General features: G+C 67.1%; 19 protein-coding genes. 5 read left to right on the top strand and 14 right to left on the bottom strand.

Annotated elements, in window-relative coordinates:
• Positions 1-45: 45 nt before the first annotated feature.
• Positions 46-1,014: a LysR substrate-binding domain-containing protein gene (locus tag ACXJL8_RS04045; RefSeq protein ID WP_456684653.1), complete on the top strand. Its 969-nt coding sequence runs from the start codon at positions 46-48 to the stop codon at positions 1,012-1,014.
• Between the two features lie 78 nt (positions 1,015-1,092).
• The gene (locus ACXJL8_RS04050) at positions 1,093-2,313 is read left to right on the top strand and encodes an MFS transporter (protein ID WP_456618616.1); all 1,221 of its coding nucleotides are present in this window, start codon (positions 1,093-1,095) and stop codon (positions 2,311-2,313) included.
• A gap of 23 nt (positions 2,314-2,336) precedes the next feature.
• Here ACXJL8_RS04050 and ACXJL8_RS04055 read toward each other — a convergent pair whose 3' ends face one another.
• From ACXJL8_RS04055 to ACXJL8_RS04070, 4 genes are all read right to left on the bottom strand, one after another.
• On the bottom strand, positions 2,337-2,723 hold the full coding sequence (locus tag ACXJL8_RS04055; RefSeq protein ID WP_456618615.1) for an ester cyclase: 387 nt from the start codon (positions 2,721-2,723) through the stop codon (positions 2,337-2,339).
• A gap of 57 nt (positions 2,724-2,780) precedes the next feature.
• Positions 2,781-3,653, bottom strand: coding sequence for a bifunctional helix-turn-helix transcriptional regulator/GNAT family N-acetyltransferase (locus ACXJL8_RS04060; protein ID WP_456618614.1), 873 nt, complete (start codon positions 3,651-3,653; stop codon positions 2,781-2,783).
• Positions 3,654-3,700: 47 nt separating this feature from the next.
• Positions 3,701-4,111: a cupin domain-containing protein gene (locus ACXJL8_RS04065; RefSeq protein WP_456618613.1), complete on the bottom strand. Its 411-nt coding sequence runs from the start codon at positions 4,109-4,111 to the stop codon at positions 3,701-3,703.
• An 83-nt stretch (positions 4,112-4,194) separates the two neighbouring features.
• A complete protein-coding gene (locus ACXJL8_RS04070; protein WP_456618612.1) occupies positions 4,195-4,596 on the bottom strand; it encodes an Ohr family peroxiredoxin in 402 nt (133 codons plus the stop codon).
• A 118-nt stretch (positions 4,597-4,714) separates the two neighbouring features.
• On the opposite strand from ACXJL8_RS04070, the gene ACXJL8_RS04075 reads away from it, so the two are divergent.
• Positions 4,715-5,215 carry a MarR family winged helix-turn-helix transcriptional regulator gene (locus ACXJL8_RS04075; RefSeq protein WP_456618611.1) on the top strand — a complete coding sequence of 167 codons (501 nt, stop codon included), beginning with the start codon at positions 4,715-4,717 and terminating at the stop codon, positions 5,213-5,215.
• 139 nt (positions 5,216-5,354) lie between these two features.
• Here ACXJL8_RS04075 and ACXJL8_RS04080 read toward each other — a convergent pair whose 3' ends face one another.
• Entirely contained in the window at positions 5,355-6,002 is a 648-nt protein-coding gene (locus ACXJL8_RS04080) for a VOC family protein (protein ID WP_456618610.1), read from the bottom strand.
• Positions 6,003-6,180: 178 nt separating this feature from the next.
• Between ACXJL8_RS04080 and ACXJL8_RS04085 the strand changes: the two genes are divergently transcribed.
• A complete protein-coding gene (locus ACXJL8_RS04085) occupies positions 6,181-7,074 on the top strand; it encodes a LysR family transcriptional regulator (protein ID WP_456618609.1) in 894 nt (297 codons plus the stop codon).
• A 6-nt stretch (positions 7,075-7,080) separates the two neighbouring features.
• Here the strand turns inward: ACXJL8_RS04085 and ACXJL8_RS04090 are convergent, their stop codons facing one another.
• The 9 genes from ACXJL8_RS04090 to ACXJL8_RS04130 all read right to left on the bottom strand — a co-directional run bounded on the left by ACXJL8_RS04090 (position 7,081) and on the right by ACXJL8_RS04130 (position 17,907).
• Complete coding sequence (locus ACXJL8_RS04090; RefSeq protein WP_456618608.1) at positions 7,081-8,271, bottom strand: VWA domain-containing protein; 1,191 nt, start codon at positions 8,269-8,271, stop codon at positions 7,081-7,083.
• Positions 8,268-10,493 (bottom strand): DUF5682 family protein, encoded by a 2,226-nt coding sequence (locus ACXJL8_RS04095; protein ID WP_456618607.1) that lies wholly within the window; start codon positions 10,491-10,493, stop codon positions 8,268-8,270. Before ACXJL8_RS04095 ends, ACXJL8_RS04090 begins: the two co-directional genes overlap by 4 nt.
• A gap of 16 nt (positions 10,494-10,509) precedes the next feature.
• Complete coding sequence (locus ACXJL8_RS04100; RefSeq protein ID WP_456618606.1) at positions 10,510-11,586, bottom strand: ATP-binding protein; 1,077 nt, start codon at positions 11,584-11,586, stop codon at positions 10,510-10,512.
• Positions 11,583-13,013, bottom strand: coding sequence for a DUF5691 domain-containing protein (locus ACXJL8_RS04105; RefSeq protein ID WP_456618605.1), 1,431 nt, complete (start codon positions 13,011-13,013; stop codon positions 11,583-11,585). The genes ACXJL8_RS04100 and ACXJL8_RS04105 overlap by 4 nt, the downstream gene beginning before the upstream one ends.
• The gene (locus ACXJL8_RS04110; protein WP_456618604.1) at positions 13,006-14,394 is read right to left on the bottom strand and encodes an SWIM zinc finger family protein; all 1,389 of its coding nucleotides are present in this window, start codon (positions 14,392-14,394) and stop codon (positions 13,006-13,008) included. Before ACXJL8_RS04110 ends, ACXJL8_RS04105 begins: the two co-directional genes overlap by 8 nt.
• Before the next feature lie 98 nt (positions 14,395-14,492).
• Positions 14,493-14,867: an MmcQ/YjbR family DNA-binding protein gene (locus tag ACXJL8_RS04115; protein WP_456618603.1), complete on the bottom strand. Its 375-nt coding sequence runs from the start codon at positions 14,865-14,867 to the stop codon at positions 14,493-14,495.
• Between the two features lie 45 nt (positions 14,868-14,912).
• A complete protein-coding gene (locus ACXJL8_RS04120) occupies positions 14,913-15,965 on the bottom strand; it encodes a GntG family PLP-dependent aldolase (RefSeq protein ID WP_456618602.1) in 1,053 nt (350 codons plus the stop codon).
• Positions 15,965-17,227 (bottom strand): dicarboxylate/amino acid:cation symporter, encoded by a 1,263-nt coding sequence (locus ACXJL8_RS04125; RefSeq protein ID WP_456618601.1) that lies wholly within the window; start codon positions 17,225-17,227, stop codon positions 15,965-15,967. Before ACXJL8_RS04125 ends, ACXJL8_RS04120 begins: the two co-directional genes overlap by 1 nt.
• Positions 17,224-17,907 carry a GntR family transcriptional regulator gene (locus ACXJL8_RS04130; protein WP_456684654.1) on the bottom strand — a complete coding sequence of 228 codons (684 nt, stop codon included), beginning with the start codon at positions 17,905-17,907 and terminating at the stop codon, positions 17,224-17,226. The genes ACXJL8_RS04125 and ACXJL8_RS04130 overlap by 4 nt, the downstream gene beginning before the upstream one ends.
• 153 nt (positions 17,908-18,060) lie before the next feature.
• Here ACXJL8_RS04130 and ACXJL8_RS04135 point away from each other — a divergent pair, with 153 nt between their 5' ends.
• Positions 18,061-18,693, top strand: coding sequence for a PadR family transcriptional regulator (locus ACXJL8_RS04135; protein WP_456618599.1), 633 nt, complete (start codon positions 18,061-18,063; stop codon positions 18,691-18,693).
• Positions 18,694-18,811 lie beyond the last annotated feature (118 nt).

An 18,811-nucleotide genomic window follows, 5' to 3' on the forward strand; every position in this document is an offset into this window, starting at 1 on the left:
ATACAGGGAAATTGAAATCACTGATCCAATAATGGAGCAATCCGCATGGAGCACCTCAACGACATGGGCCTGTTCGTCGAGGTCGTGAAGGCCAAAAGCTTCCGGCGCGCGGCCGAAGCGATCGGCGTGCCGAACTCGACGCTGTCGCGCCGGATCAGCGGCCTCGAGAAGGCGATCGGACTGCGGCTCCTGAACCGCACGACGCGCAGGATCGAGCTGACCGAGGCCGGCCAGCTCTACTTCGAGCGTTCCAAGCGCATCGTCGAGGAGGCGAGGCTGGCGCACGAGCAACTCGGCGAGATGGTGGCGCAGCCAAGCGGGGTGCTCCGCGTCTCCCTGCCGGTGGATTTTGCCGCGATCTATCTCACGCCGCTGATCGCTGAATTTGCCCGGCGCTATCCCGGCATCAGCTTTGAGTTCGACCTGACGCCGCGGCGCGTCGATCTCGTTGCCGAGCCGTTCGATGTCGCAATCCGCATGGGGGAGCTCGCCGATTCCGGTCTGATTGCGCGTCAGCTCGCGCGCTTGCCGGGCTACCTCTATGCCTCGCCGCAATATCTCGAACTGGCTGGCGAGCCCAGGCAGCCGGACGATCTTGTGCGGCATCAGTGCCTGTGCATGCCGCGGGCGTCGATCTGGAAGCTCCATGCCGGCACCAGGAAGGTCGAGGTCGCGGTCAAGGGCCGCTTCACGCTCARCAGCGTCGGCATGATCGCCCGCCTTGCGGCGCACGACCAGGGCATTGCGCTGCTCGCGGAAGCGATCGTCGCCGATGACCTGGCGGCTGGCCGGCTGCGTCGCGTGCTGCCGCATTGGCAGGCCGCTCCGATCTCCGTCTACGCGATCACCGAGACGCGCCTGCTGCCGGCAAARACGCAGCGCTTCATCGAGTTCCTCGGGGCAAATCTGGGACGGGGCGAACGACATGCGGAAGCGGCCGAGACCGGCGGCCGGCGAGCCCGCCAAGGTGTATCTTCGTCGACCGCAAGGCCGAGCCGGACCAGAAAAAAATAAGACGGAACGTCGGTGGGCCTGTCGGTTCCATCCGATCCCATTCGTCTTTCAGCCGGACAGACTGACGGAGACAAGAAAATGAACTCCTCCAACTATCGCTGGGTGATCGTCGCCGCCGGCGGCCTGCTGGGCTGCGTCGCGATTGGCGGCATGTTTTCACTGCCAGTGTTCTTGCAGCCGATCGCAAAGGACACCGGCTGGTCGGTGACCGGCATATCGAGCGCGATGACGGTCGGCTTTCTGGCGATGGCCTGCACCAGCATGGCCTGGGGCACGGCCACGGACCGGTTCGGGCCGCGGCCGGTGGTGCTGACGGGATCATTGGTGTTGGCGCTGAGCCTGTTCGCCGCGAGCCATGCGACCTCGCTCATCGCGTTCCAGTTCGTGTTCGGCCTGCTGGTCGGTGCGTCCTGCGCCGCGATTTTCGCGCCGATGATGGCGACCGTGACCGGCTGGTTCGACACCCATCGCAGCCTCGCGGTCTCGCTGGTGTCCGCCGGCATGGGCATGGCGCCGATGACGATGGCGCCGCTCGCGGCCTGGCTCGTCTCCAACCACGACTGGCGCACCTCGATGCAGATCGTGGCGCTGGTGGTCGCCGCCATCATGATCCCGGTGTCGCTGCTGGTGCGCCGTCCGCCGGCGCTTGCGCAGGCGCCGTCCGCGCCGTCGGGCGAGGGCGCGCCGCAGGCCGAGATGTCGATGGGCGAGGCGCTGCGCTCGCCGCAATTCCTGATCCTGCTCGCCACCAATTTCTTCTGCTGCGCCACCCATTCCGGCCCGATCATCCACACCGTCAGCTATGCCGTGAGCTGCGGCATCCCGCTGATCGCGGCGGTGACGATCTACAGCATCGAGGGTTTTGCCGGCATGGGCGGCCGCATCGCCTTCGGCCTGATGGGCGACCGTTTCGGTGCCAAGCGCGTGCTGGTCTCGGGCCTGCTGTTGCAGGCCTTCGGCGCGCTTGGCTATGTCTTCGCGCAACAGCTCGCGACGTTCTACGTGGTCGGGGCCATCTTCGGCTTCATCTATGCCGGCACCATGCCGCTCTATGCGGTGCTGGCGCGCGAAAACTTTCCGCTCAAGATGATGGGCACGGTGATCGGCGGCACGGCGATGGCCGGCAGCCTCGGCATGGCCACGGGCCCGCTCGCCGGCGGCCTGATCTACGACGCGTTCTCGAGCTACGCCTGGCTTTATATCGGCTCCTGGGCCATGGGCCTCGGTGCGTTCCTGATGGCGATGACGTTCCGGCCGTTTGCGAAGCCGCAAGGCGAGGCGGCGGCTGCGGCGGCTTGAGCAGGGCCATCCGAGGCGCAGCGCTAGAGCTGCGCCTCGATCGCGGCCTTGTCGAGCACGGACCAGACCTGCCAGATCTTTGCGTCGCGGAATTCGTAGAAGACGTTCTCGAAAAAGGACACGCGTCTGCCGTTCACATCGAGCCCGAGGAATTTTCCGACCGGCGTGCAATCGAACTTGAGACGGCAGGCAATCCGGGGTGGGTCCGATGCCAATAGCTCGATCTTGAAATGCAGGTCCGGAATCTCGCGAAAATCCTGCTCAAGCATCGCGCGATAGCCGGCCAGTCCGAACGGTCGCGCGTTGTGGGCGACGTCATCGTGAACGAACTGTCCGAGTGTCGGCCAGTCCTGCCGGTTCAGGCAGGCGATGTAGTTGCGGTAGATATCGGCGAGATCGGACCTTGTCACGGCAATGCTCCTGCGGCTCCGACCATAACGCCGCAGCAGGGGAATCGACGCCCGCGCTCAAAGGCGTTTTTCGAAGAACAAATCCGGGTAGGGGTCGTCGTTGAAGCGCGGGATCTCGCTCCAGCCCGTGCGGCGGTAGAGCTGGCTGGCCTCCGCCAGCGCGCTGTTGGTGTCGAGCCTCAACAGCGCGATGCCGAGCTCGCGCGCGGCGCTCTCGACTGCATCCATCAGGCGCCGGCCGAGCCCCAGTCCGCGTGCGGCTGGCGCGACCCACAGCCGCTTGATCTCGGCATAGCCGTGATCGGTTCCCTTCAGCCCGACGCAACCGATCGGCAGCGTGTCCGACATCGCGACGATGAACGTGCCGCGCGGGCGGCGCATGTCCTTGGCATCGGGATCGCGCGACAGCGAGACGTCAAAACCCTGTTTGAAGCGGCGGCCAAGCTCGGCATAGTACTCGCCGAGGCAGTAGCGCGCCGCGTCGCTCTGCGGATCCGTGTCATCCAGGGTGATGCGGCTGCGGGTCAGAGCCGAGGCGATCAGGTCCATCGCCGCCAGCAGCGCCTCGCGTTGTGCATGCTGGGCGAGGAAGTCCTCGGCCTGCGCGTTCGACAGCGCCTCGTAGGCGTTGAACTCGCGCCGGCCGGCGCGGGTCAGTCTGGCGACGCGGCGGCGGGCATCGTCGTCATGCGCGGTCGTCTCGATCAGCCCTTCATCCTCGAGCGAGCGCAGAAGGCGGCTCATCAGCCCGGAATCGAGGCCGAGATAGTCGCGGATGTCGGCCACATCCGAACGCCCATGGCCGATCGCGTTGAGCACGCGCGCCGCGCCGAGCGGGCGGCCGCGTCCGAGGAACGAGGTATCGAGCGCGCCGACGGCGGAGGTGACGGCGCGGTTGAAGCGGCGGACGCGGGAAACGGGGTCAAGCATATATCTGACTTTAGTCAGATATAATCTTCAGTCAATCGGGGCGCTGCTCACTTCAACGTTAGCAGCGGCTTGTCCTTCTCGACGATATAGGTCGCAAGCTCGCTCGCGGTGTCGTTGCCGACATTCTTTGCCGCATGGACCGTTCCGGCCGGGATAAAGAGCACGTCGCCGGCCTTCAGCGTCACCGGCGCCCGGCCTTCGACCTCGTACTCGATCGCGCCGGTCAGCACATAAATGATCTCCTCGCCCGGATGGGTGTGGCGGCCGAACGCCACGCCGGGCGCGAGATCGACGCGGACCTGGATGGCCTCGCGTCCGGGCGCGCTGAGATCGTGGCGCTGGAGGTCGGTGCGGGTGACGCCGGCCGGCTGCGCCGCCGCCGGCAAGGTGACGAGATTTGCAGCGAGCACGGCTGCGCTCGCGAGGACACGCACGGTTCGCAACAGACGATGGCTCATGGTCGGCTCCTTGTGGTCGCGTGATGGTCGGCACCGCGCGGGCCCGGCCGATAACCGGCCGGTCCGCGTCGGGGTGAGGCGCTTCAGACCAGCGTGGTGGTCACTTCGATGTTGCCGTGAACGGCCTTGGAGTAGGGGCAGATGCCATGCGCGGCCTCGATCAGCTCCTGCGCGACGGCGCGATCGACGCCGGGAACGCTGACGTCGAGACGGGCGCGGAGGAAGAAGGAGCCGCCGGCATTGTTCAGGTCGATTGCGGTGTCGACCGATGGCTCGCTCGGCAGCTTGACCTTGCGCTGGGCGGCGGCGAGGCCGATTGCGCCGAGGTAGCAGGCCGACCAGGCGGCGGCGAACAGGTTTTCGGCGGCCGGGTGCGGCTGCGGCAGCTTGATGTCGAGCTGGCCGTCCCGTGAGCGCGCGGCGCCGTCGTGGCCGGCGGTGACGTGGGTCTTGCCAGTGAAGAGAACTTTTGCGGCGGATGACATGGCGTGTCCTTTCGGGCTGGATTTTGATCGCGTCCGATCTAATCGGATACGATGTGAAATAACCCTGCCGCCCGGCCCGGTCAAGCTCTTCCGATTTAATCGCATACGAGTTATATGGATGGCGAGATCACGAATTGCGGAGGTTCCTGTGTCCCGTCCCCCCAAAGCCGCCGGCCAGGGCCGAAAACTGTCGAATTTCCTGTGCTTTGCGGTCTATTCGGCCAATCTCGCCTTCGGCCGGGCCTACAAGCCGCTGCTGGACAAGGTCGGGCTGACCTACACCCAGTACATCGCCATGGTCGCGCTGTCGGAGGAAGACGAGCAGACCGTCAGCGTGCTCGGCGAAAAGCTGTTCCTGGAATCCAACACGCTGACGCCGATCCTGAAGAAGCTGGAGCAGACCGGCTACATCAAGCGTCAGCGCGATCCCGCCGACGAGCGTCAGGTGCGGGTGAGCCTGACGCCGGCGGGGCGAAAGCTGATCGAGCAGGATCTCGGCGGGTCCGTGATCGAGGCAACCGGACTCGGCGATGATTTTCCGGTGGTGCAGAAGACCGTGAGCCGGCTGCGCGACAATCTGCTGCGCGCGACGCAGGGCGACGGCGAGAACAAGCGGTGAGCGAAACGCGCGGCGCTCGTTCCGGATAAAAGGCCGGAAGCGAGACCGCTTCCGACGCAAGCGCGCCGGATCGGCGCGCCGGTGATGATCATGTCACCACGTTGTGGAGAGGCTGCTTCGTCGGCCGCGGAGCCGCCGCTCACACCGGCAGCGCTTCGCCGGCCTGCTCCTTGACGATGTAGTCGGCGTACCAGTCCGGCCAGTTGTCGTCGTGTTTGCCGCCGGTCCGCTTCTCGTGCTCGCCATGGGCGGCGGCCGCACGTCGCAGCGCCGCCGCGAGATCGCGCGGCGAGTTGAACGTCGTGTCCGCGTCGACGCGTCCGGGCAGGCGGCTCGTGATCTCCTGGAGCAGCCAGCCATTGCCGTCGGGATCGCTGAACGAGGCGAATGAGCGGTAGCTGCCGCGCGCGGGATCGAGACCCCATTCGCGCCGCCGTCCGGAGATATACGGCGTGTCCGTGCCGCTGTGCACGTCGCCGCCGTGGAAGATGTCGCCGACCTCGACGCCGCGCGCCAACAGCGCATCGCGAGCAGCCACGACGTCGGACACGATCAGGTACAGCCCCTGCGCCGAGCCCGGCGCCGCGGGCGTGACGTTCCTGCCGAAGATCACCGAGGCGTTCGAGCCGGGCGGTGTGAACTGGATCACGCGCCAGTCGTCGCCCGCGGCAAAGTCGGCGTCGAGCCGCCAGCCGAGCCTGGTGTAGAACGCCTTGGCGCGATCGACGTCGGAGACGGGGATAACGGCGATCTCGAACTTGAAGTCGACGTGAGGGGCTTCGGTCATGGCTCTCTCCATTGTTCCCGCAGCAAGGCATCCGCGCGGGCGTGCATTTCGGATCGACACGGATTTAGGTTAGCGCGATCCACGGCCAAATACACGCTGTCCACCAAACAACCGATCGCGCGGCGCGGATCATTCGGCCGCACTTGCCATCACCTGTCGGCTATGTTGAACAATCGGCATGGATCGTTTCGACACCATGCGCCTGTTCGTCCGTCTCGTCGAAAGGCGCAGCTTTACCGCCGCCGCGGCCGATCTGGGACTGCCGCGTTCGACGGCGAGCGAGGTCTTGCGGAGCCTCGAGGCGCATCTCGGCGTGCGCCTGCTCGAGCGCACCACGCGGCACGTCACCCCGACGCTCGACGGCGAGGAATATTATCGGCGCTGCGTCGCGATTCTGTCGGAGGTCGAGGAGGCGGAGGCCGCGATGCGCGATGCGCAGCCGCGCGGCCTGCTGCGCGTCGATGCGCACCCGCTGCTGACGCGCACCTTCATCTTGCCCAAGCTGCCGGAATTCCTGGCGCGCCATCCGCTGCTGGAGTTGCAGATCGGGCAGGGCGACCGCCTGGTCGATCTCGTGCGCGAGGGCGTCGACTGCGTCATCCGCGCCGGCCAGCCCGAGGACAGCGGCATGATCCAGCGCCGCCTCGGCACGATCGCCGAGATCACCGTGGCAAGCCCGGCCTATCTGGCAAAACACGGCACGCCGGCAACGCCGGATGCGCTCGACGGCCACCAGATGGTCGGCTTCATCTCGTCGCGGACCGGCGACGTGCTGCCGCTGGAGTTTTCTGTCGATGGTGCCTTGCGCGAGATCGTGCTGCCGAGCCGGATCAGGGTGAACAATTCCGACACCATGGCCGACCTCGCGCGACTCGGCTTCGGCCTGGTTCAGGCGCCGCGCTATCGCTTTGCGGACGATCTCGCCAGCGGTGCGCTGGTCGAGGTGCTGCCGGACCATCCGCCGTCGCCGACGCCGTTGTCGGCGCTCTATCCGCAAAACCGTCAGCTCACGTTGCGCCTGCGTGTCTTCCTCGACTGGATCGGCCGCATCTTTGGCGAAGCCAGGCTCTAGCCGGACTCAAAGCGCCGAGGTTTCGGGCCGGATCAGCTTGATGTCCTGATCGGCGGCCCAATCGGCAATGTCCTCGCGCTTCAGTGCAGTTGCCATCAGGTCCGGAAACTGGTCCGGCGTGCAGGCGAAGACGGGAATGCCGAGGTTTGCCACTCTTGCCGAGAGCGCGGGGTTATAGGACGGGCGGCCGGTGTCGGTCAGTGCCAGCAGCACGATCACGTTGATGCCGCGCGTTGCGAGCCGCGCCAGGCGGTCGACCAGCGCGTCTGCGTCGCCGCCTTCATAGAGATCGGTGATCAGGATCAGGTGCGCTTTCGCGGGCCGCTCGATGCGCTCCTCGCAATAGGCGACGGCGCGGTTGATGTCAGTGCCGCCACCGAGCTGGACGCCGAACAGCACTTCGACGGGGTCTGCGAGCTCCTCGGTCAGGTCTACGATCGCGGTGTCGAAGCAGACGAGCTTGGTCGCGACCACCGGCAGCGAGGCCATCACCGCCGCGAAGATCGAGGCATAGACGACGGAGGTTGCCATCGATCCCGACTGGTCGACGCACAGGATGACTTCCTCCAGATCGACGATGCGACGCTGCTGGCGCAGGAAACCAATCAGCCGTTCGGGCACCACGGTGCGATGCTCCGCCTGGTAGTGGCGGAGATTAGCCTTGATGGTGCGCGGCCAGTCGATATCGGCAAAGCGCGGGCGATTGGTGCGCAGCGAGCGGTTCAAGGCGCCGCGGACCGCGTCCGCCGTGCGCCGCTCGAGCCGCTCCATCAGTTCGGCCACCACCTTGGCGATCACGATGCGGGCGGTGTCCTTGGTCTTCTCCGGCATCACACCGCGCAGTGCGACCAGATCGGCGATCAGGTTTACATCCGCTTCGACTGTTGCGAGGAATTCGGGCTCGAGCAGCATCTGGCGCAGCCCCTTGCGCTCGAAAGCGTCCTTCTGGATCACCTGCACCACCGGCGCGGGGAAGAACTCCCTGATGTCGCCAAGCCATTTTGCGACGCGCGGCGCCGAGCCGCCGAGGCCGCCGCGGCCCTTCTTCGGCGCGTCGTCGCTGTTGCCATAGAGCGCCGTCAAGGCTTCGGACATGCGGCGGTCGCTGGCGGACAGAGCAGGGCCGTTCTCGCTGTCTTCGGCGTCGGCACCGAGGGCAAGCGTCCAGCGGCGGCCGCGTTCGTCGGTCTCGCTCATCGCGCCGCTCCCGATCTGAGGAGTTCGATCACGCGTGCCTGGTGCATCGGCCAGATCGCGTCCGCGTCCGCGATCAGCCGGTATCCCTTCGCGCCGTTCGGGCTGCGCGCGAACAACGCATCCATCAGGCGCCTGCGCTCGGTGCGGTCGAGCGCCGAGAACACGCGACGGAACAGTGGCAGGCTGGCGGTGAAGGCCTCCTCGTCCAGCGCCATCAACCAGGCATCCACCGCGCTGCGCAACGCCGCATCATGGATCAGCCGCTGGCCTGCGCCCTCGAAGAAGCCTTCGAAGAAGCCGGCCGCTTCCGCGACCGGCGTGCCGGGCGAAAGCATCCGCGCCAGCAGATCCGCCGCGTGATCGGCGGCGAGCAGCTCGGCCTCATAGAGCAGCCGCGCCGCGGTGCCGGCGATCAGCCGGGTCGCCTGGCTATCGTGCAGCAGGGTTGTCAGTGCGTCGCGCCATTTGGCGACGACATCGGTGTCGAGCAGCGCGAGCTGGATCGCGGCATCGGCCGCTAGGATCGCGCCGCGCAGCTTGGCTGCTGCAGGAGCGTCGAGATTGCGCGCGGCATAGGGCAGGGCAAGGGCTGCCTGTACCACGATGCGCGGCATCAGCGCCGCAAGATGCTCGACCGTGCCGGCGCGCGCCTCGCCATAGCGCAGGATATCGGCCATCGGCGGCAGCGCGCCGAGCAGGGCGTGGCCATCGCTGGTGAGCGCCGCCTTCGTCTCCAGTGCCGCGATGCCGCGTTCCGTGGCGCGCGGCAGATCGGCGATCATGGCGCTACGCACGAGGCTCGCCAGCTCGCCGAGCTCCGCCTCCTTGTCCATCGCCTCGATCAGGCGGCCGGCGGCGGCTTCCGCGATGGTTGAGCCATAGAGCAGATTTTCGACAAGCCGTACGGCGAATTCCGGCTCCCAGCGCAGCTGCCAGTTCTCGCGAAACGTGCCGCGGCTGCGCCCGGCGTCCAGCATCCGCCCCCAGGGCACGTCGAGCGCATTGAGCCGGTGCAGCAGCGTCGAGCGCATCAGCCCGCTTTCGCTGCGCAGATCGAGCGTCAGCGGCCGCTCCAGCGCTTCCGGCTTGAGCCGCGTCGCCTTCTGCTGGCGCTGCAGGTCCTCGAGCAGCGGCGCGAGCGGCGTCGCCGGCGGTATAGATCCAACGCCTGCGCCGATCAGGAGTTCGGCGGCGACATCGTTCCACACCGCACGTTCGCCATTGCACAGGCAGGCGATTGCCGCCTCGCGCAGCTCCTCGAAGCCGGGCGAGGGCCGGTCGCGCAGCGCTGCGAGCGCGGTGCCGAGCCGCTGCGCCTCGATCACCGAGGCCGTCGAGACGAAATGGCCGCGATCGCGTAGCGTGCGCGTCACCTTTGCAAGCCACAGGGTTGCGCGGTCGCCGTCGCGCGTCTCCCAGAGATGCGTGCACCAGCCGGGCGCGACCACGCCCGCGCCATAGCCGCTCGCGCGCGACAGCCGCGGCGCGGTCCATGGCGCCCAGGTCGCCTTGATCTTCGCCTTCGGCCGGCCCTTGAGCAGTTCGCGATCCGCGGCAAGGCTGCGCCGCTCGGCGAGCGCGGGCACGTGCCAGGCGCCGCAGACGACCGCGACGGCGCCATCGCATTCCTTCACCGCCTTCGCGATCTCGATCCGCATATGCGCTTCGCGCGCGGCCTCGCGCGCCGACAGCGGCTTGGCTTCGGCGCGCAGCGCCGTCATTGCGTCGGCGACGGCTGCGAACACCGGGCCCGTCGCAGGATTCTCCTCGATGACGTCGGACCACCAGGACTCGCCATCGTCATAGCCGGCTGCCGTCGCGAGCGCGCCGATCGGATCGCGACTCACCGGATCGTCCTCCGACCTTGCCGCGCTTTCCGCCGCGATGTCGCCGGCAGTGGCGCCCAGCCGATCCGATGCCGGCAGGTCGATGAAGCGCAAGGTCGCGCCGTGGCGCACCGCCCAGCACGCGGCCTGATATTCCGGCGAATAGTCGGTAAAGGGAAAGAAGCTGGCGTTCGCCGGATTGTCCTCGGCGTAAGCGAGCAGCGCCACGGGCGTCACCATGTCGGGATCGGCGAGCATCGGCAACAGCTCCGATGCGTCCGCAGGCCCCTCGATCAGCACTGCGGCAGGTTTGAGCGCGTCGAGCGCCTCCAAAAGCCGCCGTGCCGATCCCGGCCCGTGATGCCGGATGCCGAACAGTGAGATCTGGCCTGCCATCTGGCCCGTCCCTGTCTCAGATCCGATCGGTCAGCGAGGCATAATAGCCTTCGAAGCCGCGCTTCTTCTTCAGCACCGTCTCCAGATATTCGCCAAGCACGGCAGTATCCTGCACCGGATCCTTCACGACCGCGCCGATCATGTTGCTGGCGAGCGTTTCCGGCGTCAGCTTGCCGTCGTTGAAGAAAGTCGCCTGGCTGATCCCGCCGATCATCACTGCGATCGCTTCGGCCGTCGATAGCCCGCCCGACGGCGACTTCAGGGCGACCTTGCCATCTTCGGTCGAGCCCGAGCGCAGCTCGCGGAAGATCGAGACCACCCGCGCCACTTCGTCGGCGACGTTCTTCGGCGCCGGCAGGTCGAGGTTCTGCGCCATCTCGCCGACGCGCTTGACGATGATCGCGACTTCTTCCTCGGCGTTGTCAGGCAACGGCAGCACGACGACGTTGAAGCGGCGCTTGAGCGCGGAGGACAATTCGTTGACGCCCTTGTCGCGGTTGTTGGCGGTCGCGATGATGTTGAAGCCGCGCTGCGCATAGATAGCGGTGTTGAGTTCCGGGACCGGCATCATCTTTTCGGACAGTACCGTGATCAGAGTGTCCTGCACGTCGCTGCCCATCCGCGTCAGCTCCTCGAAGCGGCAGAGCTTGCCGCCTTCCATCGCGCGCATCAGCGGGGTCGGAACCAGCGCGTCGCGGCTCGGCCCGTGCGCGAGCAACTGGGCGTAATTCCAGCCGTAGCGGATCTGGTTCTCGTCGGTTCCCGCCGTGCACTGGATCACGAGCGTCGAGTCGCCGGTGATGCCCGCGGCGAGATGCTCGGAGACCCACGACTTGGCCGTGCCGGGCACGCCGAGCAGCAACAGCGCGCGATCGGTCGCAAGGGTCGCAACGGCGGTTTCGATCAGGCGCCTGTCGCCGACATATTTCGGCGTGATCGTCGTGCCGTCGGCTGCCTTTCCGCCCATCAGATAGGTCACGACCTGACGTGGGGCGAGCGCCCAGCCCGGCGGGCGATGCTGATCGCCCGCGGCAAGCGCCTTCAGCTCGGCCGCATAGGTCTCCTCGGCGGGCAACCGCAGTTTCTCGCTCATGGCTTCGCTCCCTTGTCGTCCAAAGCGGCGTTGAGCCGCAGCATGTCGAGGCGCGGGTCGCCCTGCACCAGGCCCGCGCCGGTCAGGCGTTCCAGCGATCGTCGCGCGCCCTCGCGCGAGGCGATGAGGCCCAGCGCATGGAGTTCTGCGGCCTGGTCGGAAGGCTTTGCATCGTCGCGCTGGAGCGCGGCAAGCAACGCCTTGCCTGCAGGCGCGGACAGCGGATTGTTAAGCCGCGCCGCCGGTCCCGCCATCAGCTGCGCCAGTTCGAAGCGGATGCCGTGTGCGTTCAAAGCTGCCCCGGCATGCTCTGCGCGCGCGGCAGGCGCAAGCCGCGGAGCCAGCGTCACCACGAGTCCGGTCGCATCGCGTTCGCTGATGATGTCCGCCGCTTGCGTGACCTGCGCATCGGTTCCAGTCGTCACGATCAGGTTGACCAGCGCCAGATCGGCAGCCTGGTCCACGTTCCAGTCCCAGGCGGCAATCAGCTCCTGCTGCGTCACGCCGAGCGCGCCCGAAAACGACGCGAGGTCGGCGCTATCGAACAGCGCCTTGCGGCGTTGCCATTGCGCCGGCGTCTTGGCTGGTTCGGCCTGGATGACGCGCGAGCGGCGCAACAGCCCCTTGGTCTTCACCGAGAAAAAGCCGGCGAGCTCGGCGGCATCCTCCCCGATCGCAGGGCCGCGGCCGAGACGTGCGAGCAGTGAGGCCGCAAGCGCCTTGACCTTGGGCGCGCGGTCGTCCTGCGCAACGCCTTCGAGGAAGGGGATATCGTCATCGGACAGCCGCTCCGACAGCAGCGACAGCAGGCGCAATCGCGCCTCGGCATTCTCGCCGCCGAGCTTTGCCTCGAGCACAGCGCGTGCTGTGGATGGATCGCGCCGCCTCAGCTCGGCCAGCGTCGCTTTGCGCGCGGCCGGCCAGAAGTCCTCCCAATTGTCGGCGGTAATCCGGTCGTTCGTCTGCTGCCGCGCGGGGGTGTTGGACGCTGCAATCTCTGCCCAGTCGCGCCATGCCGCATAGACATCGGGCACATCATCATCGCCGGCCTCGGGCATCCAGTCGGCGGGATGCATCGCCCAGCCGCGGGCCGCGAGGAAGTGGACGAGTTCGGTCTTGACCTGCGTCTGCCTCTTCGCCGCCAGGATGCGGCACGCCAGCGGACGCAGGGCCTCGGGCAATGTCGGCAATGCGAGCGCGGGAATGTCGGGCAGGACGCGGAGCGCCGAGGCTGGCTCTGCCGTCACCGCGATGCCGAGGAACTGGCCCGACAAAGCGAGCAGCCGCAACTCCGCCTCGGCGGGATCGTCGCCAAGCTCGGCGCGCCAGAACGAGGCTGCTGGCGCGGCCGCCGATCCCATGGTCCAGCGCGTCAGCACCGCGCCCATCGCGTCGTAGATCGTATCGGCCTTGACCGCATCAGTCATGACTGCCGATCCGTCCCCAGGGGGTCTGCGCGGCAAGGATCGTGAGCCGGCTGCCCGACCAGATCGCGGCGGTGCGCGTGAGATCGGTGCCGCAAAGCAGGCCCTCCGCGTTGTTGGCGACCGGCAATTTGGCGGTGCCGTCGCCAGATCGCCACCACGCATGTCCTGCGTCGTCGCGCGCGATCCGCCCCTGTGGCAGCAGCAGGGGAACGTCGATCGTCCACGGCTCGGCCAGCAGCGGCCGCGTCAACGCGTCGGAGAGCGTTTCATCCGGCGCGGGCCATTTGAGAACCGGCGTCTCTTCCGCGGCGTCGCGCCGTAGCAGCAAGGCGCGCAGCGGCTGTTGCGACGGGTAGAAGACGAGCTCGCCGTGGAAGCGCTCGCCGGGCGTGAAGACCGAGCCGCGCCGTCCGGCGCTTGCAGGGAAGAAGTCGAGCAGCATGGCGAAGCGCGGCCTGGCCGCGGCAAGATTGAGCAGCCACGTAGTCTGTGACACCAGCCCGTCGCGGCGCGTCTGTACCTGCTCGGCGAGCACCTCCCAGCGCGCCTCGATCCGCAGCGCTTGCGGATCGGCCAGCACCGTCTCGCGGGTTTCCGATGTCGCGATGGCGCGCCTTGTCTCGGCATCGCGCGGCGCGGCGCGGAAGGCGCGCGCGAGCAGCACGAGCTTGCCGAGCTCGACGACTGCGCCGCGCGGCCGGTCGCCTGCCGGAAGCGCGAGGAGACGGGCCGGCAATTCGTCGATCCGACCGGCGAGCACCGCGGCCTTGCCATCGACCAGCCGCGCCGCGATCCGCCGGCATCGTGCCGTGGCATCGTCGATGAAGCCTGACAATCCCATGCGGAGCTGATCGCCAATCCATTGCTCGAGCGCATCCATCGCATCGAGGATGGGGCGCTCGGTTTCCTCGTTTCGCCTGGCTGCCTGGGCCTCCCGCCGTGCCGCATCCTTCGGATCCTCGGCGGTTTCCGGTTCGACGGCGCGTGCGGCGCGCAAGTCTTTCTCGTTGCTCGGTGCGGCATTGCCTGCCGGCTTCGCCGCGGATGCGCCGCGCCGGCGACCCAGCCAATCGCTGACCCAGGCCGGCGTGTCGGCGGGCGCGAACGGCACGATCGCTTCCGCGTTCAGCCACAACAGGCCGAGCACGTGCTTGCAGGGAAATTTGCGCGACGGACAGGTGCACTTGTTGCCGAGGTCGCGGAGGTCGGCCATCACCCGGTAGGGATTCGCGCCGGAACCCGCGCATTCACCCCAAATCAGAGCGCCGTCCCGGCTTCCGCCGACCCCGGACCATTTGGCAGGCTTGGCAAGCCCGGCGGCCGCCTTGAGCGAGGATTGATCGGTAGCGAGTTGCTCGACCGCCTTCAGATCAATCGCCACGCCGATGTCCCAAATCGAATCCAGAGCAGGCAGTATATCGGGGACGGATGAAAGCTCAATGTCGCCGCGAGTGGCCGGTTGGCTGCACGCGGTGATCGTTATGCCGGTCGCCCCTCCGGAGAGTCGAGGCCAAGTTCCTTGCGGGTCTTCCGCGTCAGCTTTGCGACCACCAACGCATGGGCCTGCGCCAGATAGCCCGCGAGCTCGGCATCGGGCAGGGCATCGTTGCTGACGAGCTGCACCCATTTGGCGCGCGCCAGATACGGCGCCGGCCGCGCCATGCCGTGCTCGATCAGCATCGCATAGGCCATGTCAGAGGTCTTGAACATGTAGCCGCCCGACCCCGCAGCGAAGCCGCCGCTGAGCGCGAACATCTTGCCGCCGACCTTGAACACGGAGGTGCCCTCCCACTGCACCACCTTGGTGACGGCGGGAAGACGAAGACAGCGTGCTTCAAAGGTTCTTGGCGTCATGGCGCGAGCGATAGCACGGCGCGCGGAGCTTGCAACGCCCGCGCCCTAGCGACCGAGCGCGGCGAAGGCGGCGATGGTGCGATCGACCGCCACGTCGTCGATGTGACGATGGGTGACGAGCCGGAGCTGCGCCGGGCCGCTCGCCTGCACCAGAATGCCGCGCTGCTTCATGCCGTCGGCCCATGCGGCGGCGTCGCGCGGGCTTGCCGAGACGTCGAGGCGCAGGATGTTGGTTTGCACGTGATCGGGCTCGGCGAGCGCCGGGTCGAGCCAGGTCAGCGCGGCGGCGAGCCGCTTCGCCCGCGCATGATCGTCTCGCAACCGTTCGATCATCGTCTCAAGCGCCACGAGGCCCGCGGCCGCGACGACACCGGCCTGGCGCATGGTGCCGCCGATGAACTTGCGCAAGCCGCGCGCCTTCGCGATGATATCGCTGGAGCCGCAGAGCAGGCTGCCGACCGGCGCGCTCAGGCCCTTGGACACGCAGAACATCGCGCTGTCGGCATGCTGGGCGATGCGTGCCGCCGGCACGCCGAGCGCGACGGATGCATTGAACAGGCGTGCGCCGTCGAGATGCACGGGGATTCCGTTGGCCCGCCCGAGCGCATGGATCCGCGCCATGTGCGAGAGTGGCAATACGGCGCCGCCGGCCCCGTTATGCGTCGTCTCCATCGCAATCAGGCCGGGCCGGCCGGAAGCRCTGGAGGCCCGGATTGTCGCTTCGAGCGCGGCTTCATCCATCGCGCCTTGGTGGCCCGGCACCGGCGCCGGCACCAGTCCAGCGATCCGGGTGACGCTGCCGATCTCCGAGTTGAGGAGATGCGCTCCGCCATCGGCGAGGATGATCGCGCCGGGCTCGGCATGGACGAACATCGCCAGCAGATTGCCCATGGTGCCGCTCGGCACGAACAGGGCTGCCTCCTTGCCCGTCAACGCGGCACTGCGTGCTTCGAGCTCGCGAACGGTGGGATCGCCCTCGCGGCCGTCGTCGCCGAGCGGAGCGCGCTGCATGCGCTCCAGCATCGCCGCCGTCGGAAGCGTGACGGTGTCGCTGCGCAAATCGACGATGCCGTCGCTGCGGCTGTCCTGCGCGGCCATCAGGCGTCCTGCATTTGCAGGCCGGCTGCGGCCGGCTCGGCCTCATCCGCCACGACGTCGCCGGCAAACCGCTCGACCAGCTTCACCGCAACCGTGTTGCCGAACACGTTGATCGCGGTGCGGCCCATGTCGAGGAAGGCGTCGACGCCGGCAATGACCGCCAGCGCCTCGATCGGCAGCCCGATCGCCGACAGCACCATGGCGATGGCGACAAGCCCGCCGGAGGGAACATTGGCGCTGCCCTTGCTCGCGATGGTCGTGACCATCACGATGGTGAACAGCGTCGACCAGGTCAGCGGCACGCCATAGGCCTCGGCGAGGAAGGTGACGGCGAGCGCGAAATACATGATGGCGCCGTCGCGGTTGAAGGCATAGCCAAGCGGCAGCACCACCGAGACGATGCGCTCGGATGTCCCCATCGCCCGCAGCTTCTCCATGTGCAGCGGCAGCGTCACCTCCGAGGAGCGGGTGGAGAAGGCCAGGATCATCGGCTCCATCACTGCCTTGGTGACGGCAAGCGGCTTCTCGCCAATCGCGAGCAGCATCAGCCAGAAGATCAGGACCATGATCGCGAGGCCGAGATACATCACGCCGACGAGCTTTGCGAGCGCGATCACGGTGGCGAGGCCTTGGGTTGCGAACAGCCACGCCATCACCGCGAAGATGGCGATCGGCGCGAGGTTGGTGATCCATCTGGTGATCTTGAACATCGCCGCGATCACCGCCTCGAGCACGGCGATCATGGGTTCGCCGACCTTGCCGACCGAGGCCAGTGCCAGACCAAAGAGAATGGCGAAGACGAGCGTCGGCAAAATCTTCTGCTCGGCCATCGCCGCGACGATGTTGGAGGGGATCATGTCCATGAAGAACTTGATCCAGTCGACCGACACCGCAAGATTCTGCGGCAGCTTGCCGGTTGCAGCCAGCGGGGCGCCGGCGCCGGGATGGAAGGCGGCGTTGAGCAGCAGGCCGATCAGGATCGAGATCACGGTGGCGAGGTAGAAATAGCCGAGGCTGATCGCGGCGACGCGCCCGAGAACTTTCAGCTCGCTGCCCATCCGGTAGATGCCGAGCGTGACGGAGGCGAAGACGACGGGAATGACGATCATCTTCACCGCTTCGACGAAGGCGGTGCCGATCGGGCGCAGGCTTGCGCCGAAATCGGGCCAGAGCAATCCGGCGCAAAGGCCGAAGCCGAGCCCGATCAGCATCTGAAACACGAGCGGCAGCGCGAACGGCAGCCGGATCAATCGCCAGATCATGCGTGATGGTCTCCTTGTCCGGGATATTGCGTGCGAATGGCGCCGAGCGCCGTGAGGCGCGCCTCGAAGGCGGACGCGAGATGCCGCCACATGCGCTGCTGCGCGGTATCGGGGTCGTGGGCTTCGACGGCCGCGTAGATGTCGAGATGCTCGCTGACCGCCTGGCGCGTGCGCTCGACGCTGTATTGCCGCATCTTCTGAAGGGCGAGGCCGCTCTGGGCGCGCAGATTGTCGTAGGCCTGCGCCAGCCGGCCGTTGCCGGTGGCGCGGAACAGTTCGTCGTGGAAGGCCCAGCCGACCTGCTGCGCCTCTTCGACATCGAGGGTCGTGGCCGCGGAGATCCTGCGCAGCTCTTCCGCGCAATGTCGCAGCGGCTCGGTCGGGCCCCGCGTTGCGGCGAGATAGGCCGCCATGCCTTCGAGCGCGAGCCGCAATTCGTGAATTTCGCGCAGATCGTCGAACGACATTTGCCGCACGAAGGTGCCGCGCATCGGATGAATGGTGAGCAGGCCGTCCTTGGCGAGCGCCCTCAACGCCTCGCGGACCGGCGTGCGCCCGAGCGCCAGCCTGGTCGACAGGCTGCGTTCGGAGAGCGGTTCGTCGGGGGCGAACTCGCCGGAGATGACGAGGTCGCGGAGCAGGGCATAGGCGCGGTCGCGGTCGAGGGAGGCCATGGGCATAACTGACATACCAGCGACATATCAGCGGGATGTCAAGCTATCGACCTGATTTCGTCGCCCAACTGAGGTCGCGAGCAGCAATCACGGTCTCGTGGCTTGCGCTTCTCATCGGAAAATATATCTTACGATATATCTAAAGAGGAGACGTACGATATGTTTCGAGACAAGCATCACAATCGACACGGCAGAGACGACCGGGAATTCCGTTTCGCATTCGCCATGGGCCGTCATGGCGGGCATCGCTTCGGCCGCGGCGGGCATGGCTTTTTCGGGCGCGGCGGTGGCGGTGATTTTCCGGGCGCGCGGCGGCTGTCCTCGCAGGACCTCCAGCTCGTGATCCTGGCGCTGCTCGCCGAGAATCCGGCGCATGGCTACGAGCTGATCAAGATCATCGAGGAGCGTTCGGACGGCTTTTACACGCCGAGCCCCGGCGTGATCTATCCGGCACTCACCTATCTGGAAGAGGTCGGCCACAGCAGCGTCGAACAGGATGGCGGCCGCAAGCTCTACAGCATCACCCCGCAGGGCGAGGCGCATCTCGCCGAGCAGCGTGCGACCGCGGACGCGATCCTTCAGGCGCTGTCGCGGATCGGGCGCCGCATGGACGAGGTGCGCGAGGCCTTTGCCGGAATCGGCGATCTCGACGCGGATGCCTCCGACGAACTGCACCGGGCTCGCCACAATCTCAAGCGCGCGCTGCGCAGCAAGCACGGCTGCGATTCCGCCGAAGCGCGCCGTATCGCTGCGATCCTGGACCGCGCCGCAGCGGAAATTCTCGGGAAGTGACGGACTGCAAAGGAAATGAATGATCGGCTTCGTCTCGATGACGCTGCCGCTCAAGGGCGGCACGGAGCTGTCGCTGAAGGTGAAGTGAGAGGACGGTCTATCTCCCGTAGCCCGGATG

It is taken from the genome of Bradyrhizobium sp. P5_C11_2 (assembly GCF_054049755.1).